This is a genomic window from Klebsiella sp. (genome assembly GCF_027492335.1).
GTDB lineage: Bacteria > Pseudomonadota > Gammaproteobacteria > Enterobacterales > Enterobacteriaceae > Klebsiella > Klebsiella huaxiensis.
Window position 1 is genome coordinate 37,325 of the sequence record NZ_JAPUEW010000048.1, and the last position, 22,306, is coordinate 59,630.

The following is a 22,306-nucleotide window of genomic DNA, read 5'->3' on the forward strand; positions in this document are numbered from 1 at the left end:
TCCTGGTTGAATAACGGCGTCAGGCGCTACGTAGCTGACGGTACTGCTGACAAATTGTCGCCACGCTGAATTTTTCCAGCATTAGGGCGTCGATGGCAGGCGGGCTATGGTAAATGCTTTGCATCGTCTGAGCCAGCGCTGGGCTGTTTAGCTCTGACAGGCCGCGCGATAGCTCGCCGATCAGAATTTCAGTGACACCGCCCGGGCAGCGGGTGCTGGCGACCGGCGTATCCAGCAGCAGCGCTTCAACCACCACGTTGCCAAAACCTTCGCTATCGGAGCTCAGGACCAGCATCCGCGCGCCTTTAATCCACGGCAGCGGGTTTTTCTGGAAGCCTTTAAACAGGACGCGATCGCTAACCTGTAGTTGCAGCGCCAGCTGGCGCAGGCGCTGCTCCTGCTCCGGTTTACCCTGTCCCAGCAGCACCAGCGGCGCATCTATACCGCTTTGCGCATAGGCCTCAATCAGGCGGTCGTGGCGTTTGCCGGGGTGGAAACGGCCCACATGAATAATATAGTCGCCATCGGGTCGCTGGCTGGGTTCTTCAGCTGCGGCACGCAACGCGGCGATATCAAACGGGTTATAAATGGTTTGCAGTTGTGCCGGACGAATAGCGAACTGTTCGACCAGATCCTTGCCGACCGCATCGGAAACGGTCACGACGTTGCGCCCCTGATAAACGCGCTTGATCTTCTGCTGCTTCATCCAGCGGTCAAAACCGGTGCGATGGCCGAGATAGGAAGTGGAGAACACGCCGTGCAGGCAGAACCAAACGTTACGCCCGTTCAGCAGGCGGCTGCGGGAGACGATGCGGTCAGTTTTATGCAGATTCGACAGCACCAGATCGAAACGACCGTGCTGTTCTGCTTTATCGATCGCCGCATCAAGCTGGCGCGCGCGCCGGGACAGCTCGGTGAGTTTGCGCCACGGTTTGCGGCAGCGGTCGGCGATCACCTGATAGTCCAGCCCTTCCGGCAGCGGGTAATCGCAGACGTCGCGCAGGGAAAAAAGCGACACCTGCTCTCCCTCTTTAAGAAACTGTTCCGCCAGCGTCAGCACCACTTTTTCCGCGCCGCCGCCGGGCAGGCCGTCGATAACAAACAGTATGCGCATCGTTATTTCACCAGATCCTGATAGAGGGAGAGCAGCTGCGCCGATAGTCGTTCGCTGGTGCAGGCCATGATGCGCTCGCGGGCACGTTCGCCTTGCGTAGAACCTAAGGCACGGGCGGGCAGAGCGATAACGGATTCCTGCAGGGCCGGGATATCCAGCGCGTCGCAAACGTAGCCGTTGCTGCCCTGCACGATAAACTCTGCGCCGCCGCAGCCGGTAGTCGTAATGACCGGTAGACCGCAGGCCATCGCCTCAAGAATCACGTTGGGGAACGGATCGTAGAGCGTTGGCAACAGCAGACCATCGGCCATCTGATAGAACGGCAGGGTTTCTGACTGCATGCCAAAAAAGCGCACCCGCTCCTCGCAGTTCAGGGTTTTCGCTAGCTGCTGATAGCGGCCCTGCTCTTTATCTTTGCCAACCACTAACAGATACCGATCGGTCGGGGCGATGGCGCGAATTGCCGCTTCCAGCCCCTTACGCTCAAAGCCGGAGCCGACGTAGATCAGGCAGGTCGCCTGCAGCGGTAGATGCCATTTGGCGCGCAGCGCAACAAAGGCTTCTTCCGTTGGCGGCAGAAAACGCTGGTTATCAATAGCGTTATAGATAACGTGGATTTTTTCCGCCGGCAGGCCGAAGTCTTCAATAATCTCTTGTTTAATCATCTCCGCGTTGCAGATGACGCCGCGCAGGTGAGAGTCCTGATACATTTCGCGCTCGGCCTGCATCACATAGCGATGGTAGCGGTCAGCAAACAGCAAGCGGCTTTTCCAGCCGGGCAGAATGCGCGAGCGTTGCTGTAGCCAGCGGCGGTGTACGCCGTCTCCAGCGCGGTACAGATCGCAACCGGGGATGCGCTCATGGCTTTGCACCAGGGCGAAAGACTCGCGCTGCCACAGCTGGCGTGCGGCTTCGGCAAAACCGCGCTCGCGGCTGATGCGTCCCCACTTGCGTGGGTTGCAGATGTGAATGTTCCACTCGGGCTTCACCGGCCCCTGCCACTCGCGGGTGATGACGTTCAGTTCAAGATCGCTGTCGTCGAGGGCTTCCAGCGCGCGGGAGACAAAGCGCTCCGCGCCGCCGTCCGGGCGATACTTCTGGCGTACCAGAGCCAGCCTGAATTTACTCATGCCAGTACCTTTTTCGCCGCCGCGATAACCGCGTCGGTGGGAATTAAATCGAGATAACGTTCGTCCGTGCCGGTGTCGATATCGTCAGGATCGGGAATAGGGCCAAAATCACCCGCCCAGATAACTTCGCCCTGCGCCTGCCACGGACGCCAGAAGGTGAGCTTGGAGGGGCCGAACAGCGCGACCAGCGGCGTGTTCAGTGCGGCAGCCATGTGCATCGGCACCGAGTCCACGCCGATAAACAGGCGGGCGTGGTCGATGACTGACGCCAGCTGGCGCAGGGTTAGCTGCCCGGCGAGTGAATGCAGGCGGGCATTGGGGCAGCCTGCCATAATGGTTTTTATCATCTGTTTCTCTTTGGCGTCAGGCCCGGAGGTCAGTACCACCGCGTAGCCCGCTTCAGAGAGGGCGTTAATCAGGGCACTCATGCGTTCTTCGCGCCAGCATTTAAAGAACCAACGGGAGGTTGGCTGAATAACAATATAGTTGTCCTGAAACCCTTCCGGCAGCCGCGCGCGACTGCCGGCCCAGTCCTGCTCGCTGTAACCCATTTTCGCTGGCGCATTATCAACATTTAGCCCAAGCGGTGCCAGAATCGACAGATTCTGCTGTACCGTGTGCAGCTGGTTATGCTGTGCGGTTGAGGCAAGAGCGGTATGGCAAAAACGCCAGGCCGGATGACGGCGTTTCGGGAAGTCAAAGCCGATGCGGGTTGCTGCGCCGGTTAATTTAGTGATGATCGCGCTCGGCCACTGATCGGCAAGATTGAGCACCATATCGTAGCGCTGCTGGCGGAGCGTGCGAATCAGCTGCCACTCCATCTTCAATTGATGACCGGTTCCCTGCTTTTTCCAGCGCCGATCAATACCATAAATGTGGTTGATATCGGCATTCGCCGCGAGCATATCCCGAGTCTCTTCATAAAGCAGAACATCCACGTGCGCGGCGGGATATTGCTGTTTTAGCGCGTGAATAAGCGGGGTTATCAATAACATGTCGCCATGATGGCGAAGCTTGATAACCAAGATTCGCGCCGGGTTTACGCGGCCGGAAGTGCGGGTTTCAGGCGTCATACTCTGTTCTTCATCCAGGATAAGGGTTCCGATTCTAGGGGATCAGATAGATTGAGAGAAGCGTTGTCTTGCTCTACCATGACCCGATACGTATGGCCTGAGGACGTTTTCGTGCACAAACCCGCATTTCTCATCACGATTGATACAGAGGGCGATAACCTCTGGCAAAAACATGACAGCATCACCACCGAGAATGCGCGCTATTTACCGCGTTTTCAGCAGCTTTGCGAAAAGTATGGTTTCAAACCGGTTTATTTGACCAACTATGAAATGGCCATCGACCCGGTTTATATCGAATTTGCCAAAGATGTGATTGCCCGGGGAACCGCAGAAGTTGGCATGCATCTGCACGCCTGGAACAGCCCGCCGACTGAGCCGCTTACCGATGACGACTGGCGGCATAAACCGTATCTGATTGAGTACAGCGATGCGGCGATGCGAGAAAAAGTCGACTATATGACTCGTCTGCTGGAAGATACCTTCCAGACCAAAATGGTTAGCCATCGCGCCGGGCGCTGGGCTTTTGATGAGCGCTATGCGCGTCTGCTGGTGGAGTATGGCTATCTGGTTGATTGCTCGGTCACCCCTCGGGTGAACTGGAAAACGGCCAAAGGCGCGCCGCAGGGCGACGGTGGTACCGATTATCGCAACTTCCCGCAGCACGCCTACTTCCTCGATGAGAACGATATTCGCCGTGAAGGGCAGTCGCCGCTGCTGGAAGTGCCGATGAGCATTCAGTACAAGCATTCTGCGTGGATGAACAGTCTGAAGCAGGGTTACGATCGCCTGCGAGGCAAGGTGCGTTCACCGTCCGTTCACTGGCTGCGTCCGATGGGCGGCAACGTCGAAACGATGAAAAAAGTCGTGGAACAGACGTTGACTCAGGGTAATGACTACGTCGAATATATGCTCCACTCTTCTGAGTACATGCCTGGCGGCAGCCCAACGTTTAAAAACGAGCAGGATATCGAGCGCTTATACGCCGATCTGGAGGCTTTTTTCAGCTGGCTGGCGCCGCAGGTGAAGGGAATGACGTTGGCGGAGTATTACCAACAGAAACACACACAGCGATAAGAGACTATAACCAGGTACCGTATGCGTATCGTTAAGCAGTTTACGCGGAAGAAAAATGCATTCTTCCGCGAAATTAAATTTCGTTTAATTAACTATCGTTACAGAAATAAAAGCGCGCGCCAGCCTTTTAATCCCGAGTATATCCGGCATGTTTTATTATTGCGCCTGGACGATAAGGTCGGGAATATGGTGGTTACAACCGGCTGTGCAAGGCTGCTGGCCGACCAGGGCTATCAGGTTTCCGTGCTCACGGGGCCAATCTGTAAACGCATGCTTGCGGGCGCAGATTTTCTGGAGCAGGTCTATTTATATCAACCCCGCATGTCGCTAAATGAATTGCGCGCGTCAGGGTTTGACGCGGTTGTCGATTTTGATGATGTTAAAACCTATGAGCGTTTTAAATTACTCGCCGATTTACGCCTCGACTGCGTCATTGGTTTTAATAAAGAAGAATATAAACTTTACGATCATTCGATCTCTTTTTTCGATAGTAGCCGCCATATTTCTGCCCGCTATAAAGAAGTGGTCCGGTTATTTGGCGTAGCCAGTGAGCATTACCATTATCATCTTCCCGGTGACGCTGGTGAGCAGGAAAAAGTTAAATGCTTGTTCGCTCAGGAGCAGGATAGCGAACTGCGTATCGCGATAAACCCGTTCACCGCCTCAACCGATAAAGACTTTTGTCGTCACCAGGTTACTGCTGTAATTGAACGACTACATGCGCTGCCTTATAAAGTGAGTGTGGTGATGGTGGGGCACAGCGAAAAAATTCGTCAGCTAAAACTGGATTCGGCGCTGTATCTGCCTGATAGCAATATTAATTCGGCGGTAGAGGTTATTCGTTGCTGCGATTTGGTCATTACGGCGGATACCGCCGTCGTGCATATTGCCAGGGCGTTCGACAAGCCGATGGTCGCGGTTTACAACAAGCGCAAACTAAAAGACACCGGCCTGCCGGGATATATCATCTGGGCCCCGGGCTATGACAAAGCTGAACAAGTTGTCTGTGAAGAGACAAATGTTGCTGATATGACGGTTGATGCCGTCTGGCCCGTCATCAAGGCGCAGGTGGATAGCCTTATTGCCTCTCGCAAGCAGGTATAAAAAAGGCCCGCGTCAGGGCCCTGGAGACTGATGACAAACCTGTTGTAGATACGGTGCGCGCATTTCTGTCAGGTGGCGGCTTACGCCTTACCTGACCTACCAAAACATCAATATCATCATGTTATATACCTCCGTAGGCCCGGTAAGGCGCGAGCCGCCACCGGGCAATGACGGAAGAGTGCAGAGTGCCGCATTCAGTGTTTCGTCTTCAGGCGACTGCTTAGCGCAATGCCTAAGGGTAGCCAAAACAGCGGCCAGGTTTCCCGAGGGTTGCTGATGATAAACATCCCCTGCGAAGCCATAAAAATCAGCGCATAGATAAAAATCGCCAGTCCGTAGCGGCCATCCTGCTGTTTGCGCCATGCCTGCCATAGCCCTCCGGTAATCACCGCCAACAGCAGTGCCAGGCCAATGATGCCGCCTTTCAGCAGGGCGCCAAGATAGACGCTGTGGGTGGTGGTGATATGTTCGCCGCTGTAGTTGGTAAAGTTCAGCTCGTAGTCAAAACCTCGCCCCAGCCACGGCTGGCTGGCCACTTCCTCGATCGTATGATGCCAGATGCTGATGCGCAAACCGCTTTGCGTCCCCAGCTCCTCAAAGCGCGCCAGCAGCAGGTCCCCGGTGGGGGTGAAGAAGAAAAGCAGTCCCAGAATCATCGCTAACGCGGCGACAATCAAGATATTACGGCGGGTAAAGACGTGCAGATGCAGGGTGCAAACAAACGCCACCAGTAGGGCGATAATCGGGCCGCGGCTTTGGGTCAGAAATAGCATCACCAGCATGATAGCCATCGGCACATACAGAAGGTGGCTGCCTTTTTCTTTCAGCAGCATGGCGCAAATAAGAACTCCAATACCGCAATAACCCGCCAGGTCGATAACGTTGGTCGGGCCGGGATTATCCGGCGAAACCAGTCGCTCCTTGAGGACCAGGGTGAAGTCGATAACCATCGTCCAGATAGACAGCACCGTGATCCCGGCCACGATGCTCAGCAGCGTCAGATGCCGGGTGCGAGGATGGCCAAGTAGCGTCGTCAGCAGCAGAAGATAGAAAATGGTATAGGTGCCGTGGGTCAGAGGGGAATCGATATGCTGCGGCGTCTGGCCCCAAATATTGCTCAGCGCATAGTACACGCAGAATACGACCAGCAGACCATAGACCGGCCACTGCTGGCGCAGGCTCTCCGCTAATGCCCGGCGGTTGTCTGTGTTCAGTTGTGAAAGCAAAAACAGCAAAATAGATAAGTGAAGAAGATTGTTTGCCCGGGTTGATACGCAAAAAATAGCGCTAAAAAACAGAAACAAAGGAAAGAAAATGGTGTAACCCTGTCTGGCGTAACTACTGATTTTTAAAGTACTCATCAAATGAAACCTTTTCGAAAATCGTTTCCGGAACCGCGCTTTCTAAGGAGAAGTTAACGACCCGAATATGGTTTTGTTGCAGCACGTTGGCAGCGTGCGAAAAAGACGGCATGACCAGGTCATCCACCTTATTTGCCAGCCAGGAGGGGAGTTTATCCTGTTCCGTTTCGTAGAATCGCGGCTGGTTGAAATTGCTCATATCCAGCCCGGTTATCAGAATGGTTTTAAATCCCAGCCACATCAGGATTTGTAGCGCCCAGTAGACCACGGTTCCAGCATCAAAAATCCCGTGACGGATATCGGTGCTAAAGCAAATATCCTGCCGCTGTGGGTGAAAGCGCAGAGCATCGATATGTCGCCAGGCTTGCTGTATCGCGCTTTTGGCGACTTTGGGCCGGTAGATTTTATAACAGGCGTCTTCAATTAATGCCAAACGACAGCGAAGCTCTGAGCCATGGCGGTCGAGGATTTTGGCAATACCGTGCATGGTGGTGAAGAGGATGAGATCGGGTTGGCTAATCACCGAACGAATAACGTCCGGTTTTTTGTCGTAAAACTCCATATCCACGATGGTATAGAGAGAAAATTTAATCTTATCAGAAAGATGCCAGGCACCATTTACCCCCATCACCGGAATGCTGTTCGGCAGCAGAGAAAAATCGATGCTTCGGGTCGAGGGACCCGTCGCCGTCAGCAGCACTTCACCCTGTGCGCTATCTTTTAGCTCGCTCAGGTTAACCAGCGGAACCGTTTTTCCCTTATATTCGAGTGTGCGAATTTCACCGCTCGCCGCGCGGGTGATGTGGGTAAACGGCCAGAGATTTTCGTTATGGCGAAAGGCTCGTCGATGCGTGTAGCGATAGATCTGCTTAAACAATGAACCCATTAAGCCAGTTCCTGAGATTTCAACAATTGCAGAATCCGGGTGGCGCCAATATCCCCCGTGCAGTTGCCGCTTTCGGGACGTACAACGTACTGATTCTTACCGTAGCCGCCAATCAGCCCCGGATCGGTCGGGCCGTATAGCGTGAAATTTGGTTTATCGAGCGCGGCGGTTAAATGGCTCAGACCGGTGTCGACGGAAACCACCCCGCGCGCGCCTGCCAGCACCTGGGCTACCTGCTCCAGGCTCATGCGCGGCAACACGTCGACAAAATCATGCCCTTGCGCCAGGCGTCTGGCCCGCGCCTCTTCATGCGGCGCGCCCCACGGCAGCTTAACGTGCAGGCCGCTGTCGGCCAGCAGGGCGATAAGCGCCCGCCAGTTCTCTTCCGGCCAGTGCTTATCATCACGGGTGGTGGCATGCAGGAACACCAGATACGGCGCGACAGAGCCGTCATCCTGGCGCAAAAAATGGCGAGCGATGGCGTAGTCGCCCTGAGTTTTTGGCTTTGCGTAGCCGAGGCTTTTGGCAAACAGTTCGCGGGTGCGCTCAACGGCGTGTTGCTGTTTAGCGATATGGTGGCGACGGTTATAGAACAGGCTCGCCAGCGGTTCGCGGGCGGTCTTCCAGTCCATGCCGTGCTTAACGCCACGGGCCAGCCGGGTCACCAGCGCAGCGCTTTTCACCAGCCCTTGGGCGTCTATGATAGCGTCGTACTTTTGCGCCTGTACCGCTTCGCGAAATGCCTTGCGCTCGGCTTTTATCGGCGCCGAAAACCACGCTTTACGCCAGCGGCGAATCGCGACCGGAATCACTCGATCAACGGTTTCATGCCAGGAAGGGATCTGCGCGAACCCTTCCTCAACGACCCAGTCGAAACGAATGCCGGGAAAGGCCTGCGCGGCGTCGGTTAGTGCGGGCAGCGTGTGCAGTACGTCGCCCATGGACGAGGTTTTTACGATCAATACCCGCATCCGCTACGCTTCCTCTGTTTCCAGTTTTTCCGTCAACAGCGCGTTTAGTTCTTCCAGTACGCGCTGTGGGGTAATGTCGATCAAGCTTTGGTGATAACCTTCGGCGGCATCGCCTTTACGCACTTTGTGGTAGCCGCTAATCAGGCGGATAACGCGCGCTTTATGCGACAACGGCGGGGTGAAATCCGGGCTGCTCGGGCCGTAAAGCGCGACCAGCGGACGGTCCAGCGCGGCGGCGACGTGCATCAGGCCGGAGTCGTTGCTGACCACCGCTTTACAGGCGGCGATCAGAATGACGGCCTGCTCAAGCTGGGTCTCCCCGGCCAGGTTGCGACACCATGCCTGCTGCTCCGTGCTCAGCGTGGCGATGATCTCTTTGCCCGCTTCGTTATCTTTAGCAGAACCGAACAGGGCGATTTGATAACCGTCGTCGATCAGCTGTTTCGCCAGCTCAGCGTAGTGGTAGTGTGGCCAGCGTTTGGCCGGGCCAAATTCCGCGCCGGGGCAGAAACCGATAATCGGGCGGTCAGATGAGAGGTTGAACGCGTTACAAGTCTGCGATTTCTCACCTTCAGTCACCTGTAACTGCGGCCACAGCAGCGGCTGCGGCAAGTCTTTCGCGCAGCGCATCACGCCTTTGTCGTAAGCCAGACCGACATAACGTTCGACCATTAGCGGCCAGGCTTCTTTATCCAGTTTGCGGGCATCGTTCAGCAGGCCGTAGCGCATCTCGCCAAGCCAGCCGGTACGAAGTGGGATACCTGCAAAGAACGGCACCAGCGCCGACTTAAACGAATTCGGTAGCACGTAAGCGCGATCGTAACGACGCTCGCGCAGGCTGTGCCCAAGCTTGCGGCGCTCGCCGATTTCCAGCGCTCCGTGACCAAGTGGCATCGGGATCGCTTCATTGACTTCTGGCATACGCGACAGCAGCGGACGGCACCACGCGGGTGCCATCACGTCGATGATTGCCTGGGGATAGCGCGCCCTGAGCGTACGATAGAGACTTTGCGACATCATCATGTCGCCCACCCATGACGGGCCTACCACCAATATCTTCATTCATTTCATCCTTCAAGCTGTCTCTGCGTTGGCTGCCTTCGTTCACTTCAGTCACATAGTTATCCTATGTTCCTGAAGATTCACTCAGTTGCCGCCTTGATACTGCCCGAATGATTTTATGAATTCGCATGACTGTCGCGGTTGAGCCAGGCCATATATTCCGTTACACCTTCGGCCACGGTCTTAAACGGTTTATCGTAGCCCGCTGCGCGCAGGTTAGTCAGATCCGCTTGGGTAAACGCCTGGTAGCGACCTTTCAGTTTATCCGGGAACGGAATGTATTCGATGCTGCCTTTCTGATGATAAGCCAGAGTGGCGTCCGCGACCGCCTGGAAGGATTCCGCGCGGCCGGTGCCGAGGTTAAAGATGCCGGAGACGCCGTTTTCCCAGAACCACAGGTTTACCGCAGCAACATCGCCGACGTAGACGAAGTCGCGCTTAAAGCCGTCGCTGCCTTCGAACAGTTTCGGACTTTCGCCATTGTTCAACTGAGTATTGAGATGGAACGCAACGCTGGCCATGCTGCCTTTGTGGCCTTCGCGCGGCCCGTAGACGTTGAAATAACGGAAGCCAACGATCTGCGAGTTTGCTTCCGGCAGGATCTGGCGAACGTACTCATCAAACAGAAACTTGGAGTAGCCGTAAACGTTGAGCGGCTGCTCGTATTCGCGGGACTCGATAAAGTCGCTGGTGCGGCCACCGTAGGTCGCCGCGGAAGAGGCGTACAGGAACGGGATTTCACGCTCCAGGCAGTAGTGCAGCAGCTCTTTAGAGTACTGATAGTTGTTATCCATCATGTACTTGCCGTCCCACTCGGTGGTGGAAGAGCAGGCACCTTCGTGGAAAATTGCGTCGATATCGTCGAACTCTTCACCCGCCATAATCTGGATCAGGAAGTCTTCTTTATCCATGTAGTCAGCGATATTCAGGTCAACCAGGTTCGCGAACTTGGTGCCGTCTTTCAGATTATCGACAACCAGAATATCGGTAATGCCTTGGTCATTCAGTGCTTTAACGATGTTGCTGCCGATAAAGCCTGCGCCGCCGGTAACGATGATCATAACTGTAACCTTTGAAGTAGGGTGCCCGGAGACAATCCGGACATGAATACTCATATCATATCACCACATCGGAAAGGCTTCAGCCATTCGCCGAAAAGGTGTAGAGGGTCTCGTGATTTATGCTGCAAATAATTCATTCAGGAATGCATCATCTCGTATCAGCGTATATCTTTAGGTAATATACCCGTCATACTTCAAGTTACAGGTACGTTGGTTTTCCTCGCTCACCCCAGTCACTTACCAGAGTAAGCTCCTGGGGATTCGCTGCGTCACCGCCTTCCTGCAACTCGAATTATTTAGGGTAATTATGTGCCAAATTTTGCCGAATCTGGAGAGTTGCAATGCGTGGTGATTTCTACAAACAGTTAACCAATGACCTGGATACCGCGCGCGCGGAAGGGTTGTTTAAAGAAGAACGGATTATCACTTCGGCGCAGCAGGCGGATATCACCGTCGGCGGGAGCCAGGTGATTAACTTCTGCGCCAATAACTATCTGGGCCTTGCGAACCACCCGGAACTGATTGCCGCCGCGAAAAGCGGAATGGACAGCCACGGCTTTGGCATGGCCTCTGTGCGCTTTATCTGCGGTACCCAGGACAGCCACAAAGTGCTTGAGAAGAAGCTGGCGGATTTTCTCGGTATGGAAGACGCGATTCTGTACTCCTCTTGCTTTGACGCCAACGGCGGCCTGTTTGAAACCCTGCTTGGCGCAGAAGACGCGATCATCTCCGATGCCCTGAACCATGCGTCAATTATCGACGGCGTACGCCTGTGCAAAGCGAAGCGCTTTCGCTACGCCAACAACGACATGCAGGAGCTGGAAGCCCGCCTGAAAGAGGCTCGCGAAGCGGGGGCCCGTCATGTGCTGATCGCCACCGACGGCGTATTTTCAATGGATGGCGTCATTGCCAACCTGAAAGGCGTTTGCGATCTGGCGGATAAATACGATGCGCTGGTCATGGTCGATGACTCTCACGCCGTTGGCTTTGTCGGTGAAAACGGTCGCGGCTCTCATGAGTACTGCGATGTGATGGGCCGGGTCGATATTATCACCGGTACCTTAGGCAAAGCGCTGGGCGGCGCGTCCGGCGGCTATACCGCAGCGCGTAAAGAGGTTGTTGAGTGGTTGCGCCAGCGTTCACGTCCGTATCTTTTCTCCAACTCGCTGGCTCCGGCAATTGTCGCCGCCTCGATTAAAGTGCTGGAAATGGTGGAAGCGGGCAGCGAGCTGCGCGATCGTCTGTGGTCTAACGCGCGTCTGTTCCGTGAAAAAATGTCCGCTGCGGGCTTTACCCTGGCGGGTGCCGATCACGCCATTATCCCGGTGATGCTTGGTGAAGCCTCCGTGGCGCAGGCGTTCGCGCGCGAGTTGCAAAAAGAAGGTATTTACGTCACTGGATTCTTCTATCCGGTGGTACCAAAAGGCCAGGCGCGTATTCGCACCCAGATGTCTGCGGCGCATACCCCTGAACAAATTGAACGTGCGGTGGAAGCCTTTACCCGCATCGGTAAACAACTGGGCGTCATTGCCTAAGGGTGTGAGATGAAAGCGTTATCCAAACTGAAGGCGGAAGAAGGCATCTGGATGACCGACGTACCGGAACCGGAAGTCGGCCACAACGATTTGCTGATTAAAATCCGCAAGACCGCAATTTGCGGTACCGACGTGCATATCTACAACTGGGATGAGTGGTCGCAAAAAACCATTCCGGTCCCGATGGTTGTGGGTCATGAATACGTGGGCGAAGTGGTGGGTATCGGTCAGGAAGTGCGCGGCTTTAAGCTTGGCGATCGCGTTTCCGGCGAAGGGCATATTACCTGCGGTCACTGCCGTAACTGCCGCGCCGGGCGTACGCATCTGTGCCGCAATACCACGGGCGTCGGCGTAAACCGTCCGGGCTGCTTTGCTGAATATCTGGTGATTCCGGCGTTTAACGCGTTCAAGATCCCGGACAATATCTCTGACGATCTGGCGTCGATTTTCGACCCGTTTGGTAACGCCGTTCACACCGCGCTCTCTTTCGACCTCGTCGGTGAAGACGTGCTGGTCTCCGGCGCAGGCCCGATTGGCGTGATGGCGGCGGCAGTGGCGAAACACGTCGGTGCACGTAACGTGGTGATCACCGATGTGAACGAATACCGTCTGGAACTGGCGCGCAAAATGGGCGTGACCCGGGCGGTGAACGTCGCGAAAGAGAACCTTAACGATGTGATGGCCGAACTGGGGATGACAGAAGGTTTTGACGTGGGTCTGGAGATGTCGGGCGCTCCGCCGGCGTTCCGCACCATGCTGGATACCATGAACCACGGCGGGCGTATCGCCATGCTTGGCATCCCGCCGTCAGATATGTCTATCGACTGGACCAAGGTGATTTTCAAGGGGCTGTTTATCAAAGGGATTTACGGCCGGGAAATGTTTGAAACCTGGTACAAAATGGCCGCACTTATTCAGTCTGGATTGGATCTCTCGCCGATCATCACACATCGCTTTGGCATTGATGATTTCCAGCAGGGCTTCGACGCCATGCGCTCCGGCCAGTCCGGTAAAGTGATTCTTAGCTGGGATTAATTCCACTCGAGTTGTATATAAAAAAAGCGCCTGCGGGCGCTTTTTTGAGAGTTACCCTGCACTTTTCTGATTCTTAACCCACTCCGCACTTTTTCTAAATCGCTTTCTTGCCTATTCGTTTATACAGTCAGTTTAATCGTCGTTTAACCGCACAAACACTATGCTTAAACTTTCTGTATGCTTATTGACCTGTAATTCATCCCGCTTATTAAGGGAGGTTTTACCACCTTTGCTTAAGGTGGCCGATGAATTTATCGTCATCGACTCAGGCAGCACGGACGCCACGCTGCAGATTTGCCAACAATTCGGTCTTACTGTTCACCACCATCCTTATACCGCTCACGGCGCACAAATGAACTACGCGACATCCCTGGCCAGCCATGACTGGGTGTTGTGTATGGATAGCGATGAAATTCTCGATGATGATGTCGTGGCGGCTATTCTGGCGCTGAAAGCTGGCGATGAACCTGCACCTGACTGCGCATGGCGTCTGCCGCGCTACTGGTTCGTTTTGGGTGAAGAGGTTCGAACCATTTACCCGGTCTCATCGCCGGATTTTCCCGTGCGTTTATTTAATCGTACCGTTGCGCGCTTTAACGATAGACCGGTGGACGATCAGGTTGTCGGCTATAAGCACTCCAGCAAGCTGCCAGGCTTCGTGCGCCACGATACCTTCTTCTCCCTGCATGAAGTGTTCAATAAGCTCAATAGCTATACTACGCGGCTGGTTAAATACCAGAAGGTCAGGCCGTCGATTGGACGCGGGGTTATCAGCGCAATTGGCGCTTTCTTTAAGTGGTATCTGTTCAGCGGGGCGTGGCGCAAGGGGAAAGTTGGCGTAGTCACCGGACTTTACGCGACCTTTTACAGCTTTCTCAAATACTTCAAGGCCTGGTACGCCCATCAGGATAAGCAGGAACCCGTGGCGGAAAAGCGCCCGGATTCCCGGCAAATTTAGTTAGTGGGGTTATCCCAGCCTTGCCACTTCAACTGATAGTACTGCACCAGCGCGCTTTGGCTGATGCTTTCGCTCAGAACAGTAAAGAAGCGACTGGCGTTCACAGGCTCCGGCGGACGCTTCGGTTTGCACAATTTCACGCCGCGGAACGGGTTGCGCGGCGGCTGTGCAGGCGGCGGCGCGATATTCGGCGTTGAGGTATCGACCTGCGGCTCGTTGAGCAGGCTGCTCGGGCGTACCAGGGTTATATCCGGCGGCAGGTTATACACCATCTGCTGAAGCACGCGCACCGTAGTTGGATGGGGGTGACCGATGGCGATAGCCGAACCGTTGCGCCGTGCCAGAGCGATTGCGCGGTTGAACTGATAGCGGATATCCGCTTCGTTCTGCGTATCGTCGAGAAACACCTTACGCTTGATCACCTTCACACCAGTGCCCTGCGCCGCGCGCATGGCCTGGGTGTTACCGATAGTGACGCTATCAAGGAAATAGAGGTTGTAGCGCTCCAGAGCCTGCATCACCTTCTGCATACCAAACAGATTTGACGTCATGGCGCTGCCCATATGGTTGTTCAGCCCCACGGCGTACGGGACTTTGCCATAAGCTTCGCGGATTATGCGCTCGATCTCGCTGCTGTTCATATCCGGGCGGAGCGTATCTTTTTCCAGCGGCTGCTTGCTCAGCGGCGCCATCGGCAGGTGAATCAGCACCTCATGGCCGAGGTTATGTGCTTTTGTCGCCATTTCTCGAGCATGAGGTGCATTAGGGAGTACGGCCACGGAGATCGTCGCTGGCAGCGCCAGCACCTGGTTTTCGGTTTGTGGACGATAGCCAAAGTCGTCAATAACAATGGAGAGTTTGCCGGCAAAAACCGGCGACGCCATAACCAGCGTAGTGGTTACCGCGAGTGCAATTGTGCGAAATTGAAGCAAAACTTATCTTCCCAACCACGGCTGTGGATTGACCGCCTGACCCTGGCGGCGAATTTCGAAATAGAGCGACGGACGGCCCTGACCGCCGCTGCTGCCTACGAGAGCAATCGGCTGGCCCGCCCGGACCTGAGTGCCGACGCTGACCAGCGCGCTTTGGTTATAGCCGTAAAGACTCATGTCGCCTTTGCCGTGTTCAACGACTACCACCAGGCCATAACCCTGCAGCCAATCGGCGAGAATAACCCGACCATCGGCAACAGCTTTGACCTCGGTGCCTTCAGACGCAGCGATAACCATCCCTTTCCAACGTAGTTCACCTTGCAGCTGTTCGCCATAGCGATGGAGAATTGATCCGCGTACTGGCCAGAATGCCTGGCCGCGAGGTGCGCCAAGACCGCCGGTTCGGGAGATCAGCGAGCGTTCGCTCTCGGTGGGTTTGTAGGTGGTACCTTTGCGCGAGGCTTCCTGCTGGCGATCGCGAACGCTTTGCGCCTCGCGGGCTTCACGCTCCGCGCGCGCTTTAGCTGCCGCTTCCGCCTGGGCGATACGACCACGTAGGCGCGATTCGTTAGCCCGTAATTCGCTTAGTTGCTGCTGGCCTTTCTGAATAGAGGATTCAAGGCTGGCGAGGGTCTTTTTACGCTCGTTACGCGCCTGTTCCAGCTTGTTTTGCTGGGCGCGTTGTTCGTAAACCAGAGTTTGCTGCTGGCTTTGTTTCTCTTCCAGCATGGTTTTTTGCACCGCCACGTCTTCGCGGGTCTGCTTGAGCTGGGCGATGGTTTCCTGACGTGCCTGGTTCAGATAACCAAAATAGGCCTGGAGACGCTGATTACGCTGCCCCTCCTCACCGCTAAGGATCATCTGGATGCCGGTATGCGGCCCTTGACGAAATGCAGCATCAAGCTGTGCAGAGAGATTGCGTTCCTGCGACGCACGCTGACGTTCCAGCTTAGCGAGCGCGGCGTTCATTTCGTCGATCTGCTTATTCAGCTGGTTCAGGGTGTTCTGGGTTTCACGCAGTTGACGCGCGGCGGCGGAGATGGCTTCTTCCTGTGCTCTAAGCTGGTCGAGCAGGGAAGAGCGCTGCTGCTGCTGTTGTTTAATCGCCCGCTGTTTGGCGGCGATATCGGCCTGAATAGATTTCAGCTGGTCGCGGTCATCGGCGTGGGCAGATGCGGCGCACAGCAATACGCCAGCGCTAAGCGCGCTGGCGTACAGGACGGACCGAACTGCCGTTGCGATCCATGTATTTGAATAAGTCGCCTTTCCCCTCATGGGGAAGGATTATTCCACGATGAACAGCGGCTTGCCAGTCATCTCTTGCGGGATTTCCATTCCCATCAGCGTCAGCATGGTTGGCGCGATGTCAGAAAGTTTACCGCCGTTAGCGACTTTCACGTTTTTATCGCCAACGTAAATCAGCGGAACCGGCAGGTTGGTGTGAGCGGTGTGAGCCTGGCCAGTGGCCGGGTCACGCATCTGCTCGGCGTTGCCGTGGTCTGCGGTGATCAGCAGCTGACCGCCGACGGATTCAACGGCTTTGGTCACCTGATCGATGCAGTGATCCAGAGTTTCAACCGCTTTGACTGCCGCTTCCATCACTCCGGTGTGGCCAACCATATCGCCATTCGGGTAGTTACAGATGATGGTGTCGTACTGACCGCCGGTGATAGCAGCAACCAGTTTTTCAGTCAGCTCAGCGGAGCTCATTTCCGGCTGCAGATCGTAGGTCGCGACTTTCGGCGAGTTGATCAGAATGCGGTCTTCGCCTTTGAACGGCTCTTCAACGCCGCCGTTAAAGAAGAAGGTCACGTGCGCATATTTCTCAGTTTCGGAGATACGCAACTGGGTTTTGTCGTTTTTCGCCATCCACTCGCCGAAGGTGTTCGCCAGCGAGGCCGGTGGGTAAGCACAAGCAACTTTGATATCGGCGGCGTATTCGGTCAGCATCACGAAATCGAGGTTAACGACTTTCTTACGCGCAAAGCCGTCGAAATCGGCGTTGACGAAGGCACGGGTGATTTCACGGGCGCGGTCGGCACGGAAGTTCATGAAAATCAGCGCGTCGCCGTCTTCCATGGCGGCATCGGCCTGGCCTTCGGCGCGGATAACGGTCGCTTTTACGAACTCATCGTTTTCATCGCGAGCGTAAGCGGCCTGCAGGCCAGCAACGGCGGTATCCGCCTGGAACTCGCCTTTTGCCTGGGTCATCAGGTCGTAAGCGTGTTCAACGCGATCCCAACGGTTGTCGCGGTCCATGGCGTAGTAGCGACCAATGATTGAGGCGACACGGCCTTTGCCCAGTGCGGCAAATTTGTCTTCGAAACGAACCAGCGTCTTTTCAGCGCTGCGCGGCGGGGTATCACGGCCGTCGAGGAAAGCGTGCAGGTAGATTTTTTCTGCACCGCGCTCAGCGGCCAGTTCAACCATCGCCAGGATGTGATCTTCGTGGCTGTGAACGCCGCCCGGAGACATCAGACCCATGATATGCACAGCTTTGCCCGCGGCAACGGCTTTATCAACCGCTGCGGTCAGCACCGGGTTGGCGAAGAAGGTGCGTTCTTTAATTTCAACGTCCAGACGGGTCAGGTCCTGGTACACGATACGGCCTGCGCCAAGGTTGACGTGGCCCACTTCGGAGTTACCCATTTGACGATCCGGAAGACCCACTTCCAGGCCGGAAGCATCAATCAGGGTATGCGGACGCTTCGCCCACAATGCATCCATAACGGGGGTTTTAGCGCTGTAAATAGCGTTATCCTGCTGGTCTTCGCGGTAGCCGTAGCCATCCAGAATCACCAGTACCATAGGTTTTTTAGAAACCGACATTGCGACAACCTCATGCTCAAAGACAGAAAATTTGCGTAATTTTACTACAGCTGAATCGATCAAATCACCGTAAAAGATCAAAGAAAGGGAGCGGCCAGACGGCATCATTCCGCTGAGAGTGCTTTTTTTTCGTGACGGGCCGCAGAAAATACATTACATCGCGCTCACTGGCTGTATTTGCTGCAATGCACAGGTATACTCCTTCCCTGGTTTTTTTTATCACTTAGTCGGGAGTTGTAACCCCCCATGCAAGAAATTATGCAATTCATCGGCCGTCACCCCGTCCTGAGCATCGCGTGGGTCGCGCTGCTGGTGGCGGTGCTGTTCACCACCTTTAAAGGGCTGATGTCGAAAGTTAAAGTCATCACCCGCGGTGAAGCGACGCGCCTAATCAACAAAGAAGATGCCGTGGTTGTCGACCTGCGTCAGCGTGACGATTTCCGTAAAGGCCATATTGCGGGTTCTGTTAACCTGCTGCCGACCGATATCAAAGCAAATAACGTCGGTGAGTTGGAAAAGCACAAAGCACAACCCATTATAGTGGTAGACGGTTCCGGTATGCAGGCACAAGAACCCGCCAGCGCGCTGAACAAAGCCGGTTTTGAAAAGGTCTTCGTACTGAAAGAAGGCATCGCAGGCTGGAGCGGCGAGAATCTTCCGCTGGTACGCGGTAAATAATTTACCCGCGTCTTTATGACGCAGCGCGTTTCCCCCCAAGGGAAGAATGATGCTGCGGCGTAAAACCCTCGGGGGTAAAAACAGGAGTGAAGTCATGGCCAATATTGATATCTATACCAAAGCGACCTGCCCGTTCTGCGTGCGTGCGAAAGCGCTGCTGAAGAGCAAGGGCGTGGCGTTCAACGAGTTGCCAATCGATGGCAATGCTGCGAAGCGTGAAGAGATGATTCAGCGCAGCGGTCGGACGACGGTTCCGCAGATTTTTATTGATGCGCAGCACATTGGCGGCTGTGACGACTTGTACGCGCTTGATTCACGTGGTGGACTCGATCCCCTCTTGCGCTAATTTTTGCGCCCATCCCCATTGGACAGGCGTACTTAAGGACAACACGAAAGGGTTTTACTATGTCAGAACAAAACAGCACCGAAATGACTTTCCAGATCCAGCGTATCTACACCAAGGATATTTCTTTCGAAGCGCCAAACGCTCCGCAAGTTTTCCAGAAAGATTGGCAGCCGGAAGTTAAACTTGATCTGGATACTGCTTCCAGCCAGCTGGCTGAAGGCGTGTATGAAGTGGTGCTGCGTGTCACCGTAACCGCTTCCCTTGGCGAAGAAACTGCATTCCTGTGTGAAGTACAGCAGGGCGGTATTTTCTCCATCGAAGGCATCGACGGCACCCAGATGGCGCACTGCCTCGGCGCATACTGCCCGAACATTCTGTTCCCGTACGCGCGTGAGTGCATCACCAGCCTGGTTTCTCGCGGTACCTTCCCGCAACTGAACCTTGCGCCAGTGAACTTCGATGCGCTGTTTATGAACTATCTGCAGCAGCAGTCTGGCGAAGGTGCTGAACAACATCAGGATGCCTGATGAACGCGCTTAACGCTGCAATGACTGTGATCGGTGCCGGCTCTTACGGCACCGCTCTTGCCATTACCCTGGCAAGAAATGGCCACCACGTTGTCCTGTGGGGCCATGACCCGAAACACATTGCGACGCTGCAGCACGATCGCTGCAACGCTGCATTCCTCCCTGACGTCCCTTTCCCTGATACGCTGCATCTGGAAAGCGATCTGGCGATCGCGCTGGCTGCCAGCCGCGATATCCTGGTCGTTGTGCCGAGCCACGTCTTTGGCGGAGTTTTGCGACAAATTAAACCGCTGATGCGCCCTGATGCGCGTCTGGTCTGGGCGACAAAAGGTCTCGAGGCGGAAACCGGACGTCTGCTGCAGGACGTGGCGCGCGAAGCGCTGGGCGACGATATCCCGCTGGCGGTGATTTCCGGCCCAACTTTCGCGAAGGAGCTGGCGGCAGGCCTGCCGACGGCGATTTCGCTGGCGTCTACGGACCCGCAGTTTGCTGATGATCTGCAGAGTCTGCTGCACTGCGGCAAGAGCTTCCGCGTCTATATCAACCCAGACTTCATCGGCGTTCAGCTTGGCGGGGCGGTGAAAAACGTTATCGCTATCGGCGCCGGGATGTCTGACGGTATCGGCTTTGGCGCCAATGCCCGTACCGCGCTTATTACGCGCGGATTAGTTGAGATGTCTCGTCTCGGAGAAGCGCTTGGCGCCGATCCGGAAACCTTTATGGGGATGGCGGGCCTTGGCGATCTGGTGCTGACCTGTACCGATAACCAATCACGTAACCGCCGCTTCGGCATGATGCTCGGTCAGGGCATGGATGTGCAAGGCGCGCAAGATAAGATTGGTCAGGTGGTTGAAGGCTACCGCAATACCAAAGAAGTTCGCGTTCTGGCACAGCGTTTAGGCGTTGAAATGCCAATAACCGAGGAAATTTATCAGGTATTGTATTGCGGAAAAATTGCGCGCGAGGCAGCATTGACCTTATTAGGTCGTGCACGCAAGGACGAGCGTAGCAACTAACTGCGATGGAACCTGGATCACCTGAATGACCCGGCCAGCAAAGAACTGGCCGGTCATTATTATATCGCCTGGAGTCAGCAATGCCGTGTGAAGAACTGGATATCGTCTGGAATAATATTAAAGCCGAAGCTCGGGCTTTAGCTGACTGTGAGCCAATGCTCGCCAGTTTTTATCACGCCACGCTACTCAAGCACGAAAACCTCGGCAGCGCTCTGAGCTATATGCTGGCCAACAAACTGGCCTCCCCGATTATGCCCGCCATCGCTATTCGTGAGGTGGTGGAAGAAGCCTACGCCGCTGACCCGGAAATGATTGCCTCCGCCGCCTGCGATATTCAGGCGGTGCGCACCCGCGACCCGGCGGTGGATAAATACTCCACTCCGTTGCTCTATCTGAAAGGATTCCACGCGCTGCAGGCTTATCGCATCGGCCACTGGCTGTGGAACCAGGGGCGTCGGGCGCTGGCAATCTTCCTGCAAAATCAAGTTTCCGTTTCGTTCCAGGTGGATATCCACCCGGCAGCGAAGATTGGCCGTGGGATCATGCTTGACCACGCCACCGGCATTGTCGTCGGTGAAACGGCGGTGATTGAAGACGATGTGTCGATTCTGCAATCGGTGACCCTTGGCGGTACTGGTAAAACCAGCGGCGATCGTCACCCGAAAATTCGCGAAGGCGTAATGATTGGCGCCGGTGCGAAGATCCTTGGCAATATTGAAGTTGGGCGCGGGGCAAAAATCGGCGCCGGTTCGGTAGTGCTACAACCGGTACCGCCGCATACCACCGCCGCAGGCGTTCCTGCCCGCATTGTGGGCAAGCCGGAAAGCGATAAGCCCGCGATGGATATGGATCAGCATTTTAATGGGATACACCATACTTTTGAGTATGGCGACGGAATTTGATTGATTACCCGGAGGCGATGCTGCGTATCTGTCCGGGCTACAACATTGAGCGCTGTCTGGTAGCCCGGACAGGCGCTTAGCGCCACCTCCGGGACTCAGTTGCGCAGCACGGCACCCGGATACCCCAGCTGGCGCCAGGCTTCATACACCACCACCGACACCGCGTTTGACAGGTTCATGCTGCGGCTGTCCGGCATCATCGGAATACGGATTTTTTGCGTTGCGGGCAGGGCATCGAGAATGCTGGCAGGCAGTCCGCGGGTTTCCGGGCCAAACATCAAAAAATCACCGTCCTGATAGCTCACCGCGCTATGGGCTGGGGTACCTTTGGTGGTCAGGGCGAACAGACGCTGCGGCTTTGCGCTTTCAACAAATGCGGCGTAATCGGCATGACGCTGGACGGCGGCGAACTCGTGGTAGTCCAGCCCGGCGCGACGCAAACGTTTATCGTCCCAGGCAAAGCCCATCGGTTCGATGATATGCAGATTGAAGCCGGTGTTAGCGCACAGGCGGATAATATTCCCGGTGTTCGGCGGGATTTCTGGTTCGAATAAGACGATGTTAAGCATGCTGCCCCCTTAATTGCGGGGGGCAGAATAGCAGATATTTGGCGAACCCTCACTCCGCTCTCTCTCTGAAAGGGAGAGGGAGAAAACCTGCCTGCTCAGCGCAGAGGATTGCTTCCCTCGCCCCTTTGGGGAGAGGGCCAGGA

The 22,306-nt window shown here is 55.3% G+C and carries 22 protein-coding genes; 10 read left to right on the forward strand and 12 right to left on the reverse strand.

Annotated elements, in window-relative coordinates; translation table 11 throughout:
- Nucleotides 1-19 precede the first annotated feature (19 nt).
- The 3 genes from QVF11_RS14830 to rfaQ are packed head-to-tail and all read right to left on the reverse strand — an operon-like array spanning nucleotide 20 to nucleotide 3,317.
- The gene (locus QVF11_RS14830; RefSeq protein WP_287857998.1) at nucleotides 20-1,114 is read right to left on the reverse strand and encodes a glycosyltransferase; all 1,095 of its coding nucleotides are present in this window, start codon (nucleotides 1,112-1,114) and stop codon (nucleotides 20-22) included.
- Nucleotides 1,115-1,116: 2 nt separating this feature from the next.
- Complete coding sequence (locus QVF11_RS14835; protein ID WP_287858000.1) at nucleotides 1,117-2,244, reverse strand: glycosyltransferase family 4 protein; 1,128 nt, start codon at nucleotides 2,242-2,244, stop codon at nucleotides 1,117-1,119.
- Nucleotides 2,241-3,317, reverse strand: a complete 1,077-nt coding sequence (rfaQ, locus tag QVF11_RS14840) for a putative lipopolysaccharide heptosyltransferase III (RefSeq protein WP_287858002.1) — start codon at nucleotides 3,315-3,317, stop codon at nucleotides 2,241-2,243. The genes QVF11_RS14835 and rfaQ overlap by 4 nt, the downstream gene beginning before the upstream one ends.
- A gap of 111 nt (nucleotides 3,318-3,428) precedes the next feature.
- Between rfaQ and QVF11_RS14845 the strand changes: the two genes are divergently transcribed.
- Complete coding sequence (locus QVF11_RS14845; RefSeq protein WP_112216017.1) at nucleotides 3,429-4,391, forward strand: polysaccharide deacetylase family protein; 963 nt, start codon at nucleotides 3,429-3,431, stop codon at nucleotides 4,389-4,391.
- Between the two features lie 21 nt (nucleotides 4,392-4,412).
- A complete protein-coding gene (locus tag QVF11_RS14850; protein ID WP_287858003.1) occupies nucleotides 4,413-5,495 on the forward strand; it encodes a glycosyltransferase family 9 protein in 1,083 nt (360 codons plus the stop codon).
- A 194-nt stretch (nucleotides 5,496-5,689) separates the two neighbouring features.
- Here the strand turns inward: QVF11_RS14850 and QVF11_RS14855 are convergent, their stop codons facing one another.
- The 5 genes from QVF11_RS14855 to rfaD form a co-directional block, all read right to left on the reverse strand.
- Complete coding sequence (locus tag QVF11_RS14855; protein ID WP_167492714.1) at nucleotides 5,690-6,856, reverse strand: O-antigen ligase family protein; 1,167 nt, start codon at nucleotides 6,854-6,856, stop codon at nucleotides 5,690-5,692.
- Nucleotides 6,834-7,742 carry a sugar glycosyltransferase gene (locus tag QVF11_RS14860; RefSeq protein ID WP_112216015.1) on the reverse strand — a complete coding sequence of 303 codons (909 nt, stop codon included), beginning with the start codon at nucleotides 7,740-7,742 and terminating at the stop codon, nucleotides 6,834-6,836. The genes QVF11_RS14855 and QVF11_RS14860 overlap by 23 nt, the downstream gene beginning before the upstream one ends.
- The gene (rfaC, locus tag QVF11_RS14865) at nucleotides 7,742-8,713 is read right to left on the reverse strand and encodes a lipopolysaccharide heptosyltransferase RfaC (RefSeq protein ID WP_287858005.1); all 972 of its coding nucleotides are present in this window, start codon (nucleotides 8,711-8,713) and stop codon (nucleotides 7,742-7,744) included. Before rfaC ends, QVF11_RS14860 begins: the two co-directional genes overlap by 1 nt.
- A gap of 3 nt (nucleotides 8,714-8,716) precedes the next feature.
- Nucleotides 8,717-9,775 (reverse strand): ADP-heptose--LPS heptosyltransferase RfaF, encoded by a 1,059-nt coding sequence (rfaF, locus tag QVF11_RS14870; RefSeq protein WP_287858006.1) that lies wholly within the window; start codon nucleotides 9,773-9,775, stop codon nucleotides 8,717-8,719.
- A gap of 116 nt (nucleotides 9,776-9,891) precedes the next feature.
- Nucleotides 9,892-10,836: an ADP-glyceromanno-heptose 6-epimerase gene (rfaD, locus tag QVF11_RS14875; protein WP_110276979.1), complete on the reverse strand. Its 945-nt coding sequence runs from the start codon at nucleotides 10,834-10,836 to the stop codon at nucleotides 9,892-9,894.
- Nucleotides 10,837-11,177: 341 nt separating this feature from the next.
- Between rfaD and kbl the strand changes: the two genes are divergently transcribed.
- The 3 genes from kbl to QVF11_RS14890 all read left to right on the forward strand — a co-directional run bounded on the left by kbl (nucleotide 11,178) and on the right by QVF11_RS14890 (nucleotide 14,364).
- Nucleotides 11,178-12,371 carry a glycine C-acetyltransferase gene (kbl, locus tag QVF11_RS14880; RefSeq protein WP_112215933.1) on the forward strand — a complete coding sequence of 398 codons (1,194 nt, stop codon included), beginning with the start codon at nucleotides 11,178-11,180 and terminating at the stop codon, nucleotides 12,369-12,371.
- 9 nt (nucleotides 12,372-12,380) lie between these two features.
- Entirely contained in the window at nucleotides 12,381-13,406 is a 1,026-nt protein-coding gene (gene tdh, locus QVF11_RS14885; protein WP_004855475.1) for an L-threonine 3-dehydrogenase, read from the forward strand.
- A gap of 160 nt (nucleotides 13,407-13,566) precedes the next feature.
- Nucleotides 13,567-14,364, forward strand: coding sequence for a glycosyltransferase family 2 protein (locus QVF11_RS14890; protein WP_287858010.1), 798 nt, complete (start codon nucleotides 13,567-13,569; stop codon nucleotides 14,362-14,364).
- Here the strand turns inward: QVF11_RS14890 and QVF11_RS14895 are convergent.
- From QVF11_RS14895 to gpmM, 3 genes are read right to left on the reverse strand one after another with little or no spacing between them, the layout of a single operon-like run.
- Entirely contained in the window at nucleotides 14,361-15,296 is a 936-nt protein-coding gene (locus QVF11_RS14895) for a divergent polysaccharide deacetylase family protein (protein ID WP_185930813.1), read from the reverse strand. The two genes, QVF11_RS14890 and QVF11_RS14895, sit on opposite strands and share 4 nt — an antisense overlap.
- A gap of 3 nt (nucleotides 15,297-15,299) precedes the next feature.
- Nucleotides 15,300-16,571 carry a murein hydrolase activator EnvC gene (envC, locus tag QVF11_RS14900; protein WP_110276982.1) on the reverse strand — a complete coding sequence of 424 codons (1,272 nt, stop codon included), beginning with the start codon at nucleotides 16,569-16,571 and terminating at the stop codon, nucleotides 15,300-15,302.
- 9 nt (nucleotides 16,572-16,580) lie between these two features.
- Nucleotides 16,581-18,125, reverse strand: coding sequence for a 2,3-bisphosphoglycerate-independent phosphoglycerate mutase (gene gpmM, locus QVF11_RS14905; protein WP_287858012.1), 1,545 nt, complete (start codon nucleotides 18,123-18,125; stop codon nucleotides 16,581-16,583).
- Between the two features lie 246 nt (nucleotides 18,126-18,371).
- On the opposite strand from gpmM, the gene QVF11_RS14910 reads away from it, so the two are divergent.
- The 5 genes from QVF11_RS14910 to cysE all read left to right on the forward strand — a co-directional run bounded on the left by QVF11_RS14910 (nucleotide 18,372) and on the right by cysE (nucleotide 21,594).
- Nucleotides 18,372-18,803, forward strand: coding sequence for a rhodanese-like domain-containing protein (locus tag QVF11_RS14910; protein WP_112215936.1), 432 nt, complete (start codon nucleotides 18,372-18,374; stop codon nucleotides 18,801-18,803).
- 94 nt (nucleotides 18,804-18,897) lie between these two features.
- Nucleotides 18,898-19,149, forward strand: a complete 252-nt coding sequence (gene grxC, locus QVF11_RS14915; protein ID WP_112215937.1) for a glutaredoxin 3 — start codon at nucleotides 18,898-18,900, stop codon at nucleotides 19,147-19,149.
- 59 nt (nucleotides 19,150-19,208) lie between these two features.
- Nucleotides 19,209-19,676: a protein-export chaperone SecB gene (gene secB, locus QVF11_RS14920; protein ID WP_110276985.1), complete on the forward strand. Its 468-nt coding sequence runs from the start codon at nucleotides 19,209-19,211 to the stop codon at nucleotides 19,674-19,676.
- A complete protein-coding gene (gene gpsA, locus QVF11_RS14925; protein ID WP_112215938.1) occupies nucleotides 19,676-20,692 on the forward strand; it encodes an NAD(P)H-dependent glycerol-3-phosphate dehydrogenase in 1,017 nt (338 codons plus the stop codon). The genes secB and gpsA overlap by 1 nt, the downstream gene beginning before the upstream one ends.
- 80 nt (nucleotides 20,693-20,772) lie before the next feature.
- Nucleotides 20,773-21,594, forward strand: coding sequence for a serine O-acetyltransferase (gene cysE, locus QVF11_RS14930; protein WP_004106845.1), 822 nt, complete (start codon nucleotides 20,773-20,775; stop codon nucleotides 21,592-21,594).
- Nucleotides 21,595-21,689: 95 nt separating this feature from the next.
- Here cysE and trmL read toward each other — a convergent pair whose 3' ends face one another.
- Complete coding sequence (trmL, locus tag QVF11_RS14935; protein ID WP_287858014.1) at nucleotides 21,690-22,163, reverse strand: tRNA (uridine(34)/cytosine(34)/5-carboxymethylaminomethyluridine(34)-2'-O)-methyltransferase TrmL; 474 nt, start codon at nucleotides 22,161-22,163, stop codon at nucleotides 21,690-21,692.
- Nucleotides 22,164-22,306 lie beyond the last annotated feature (143 nt).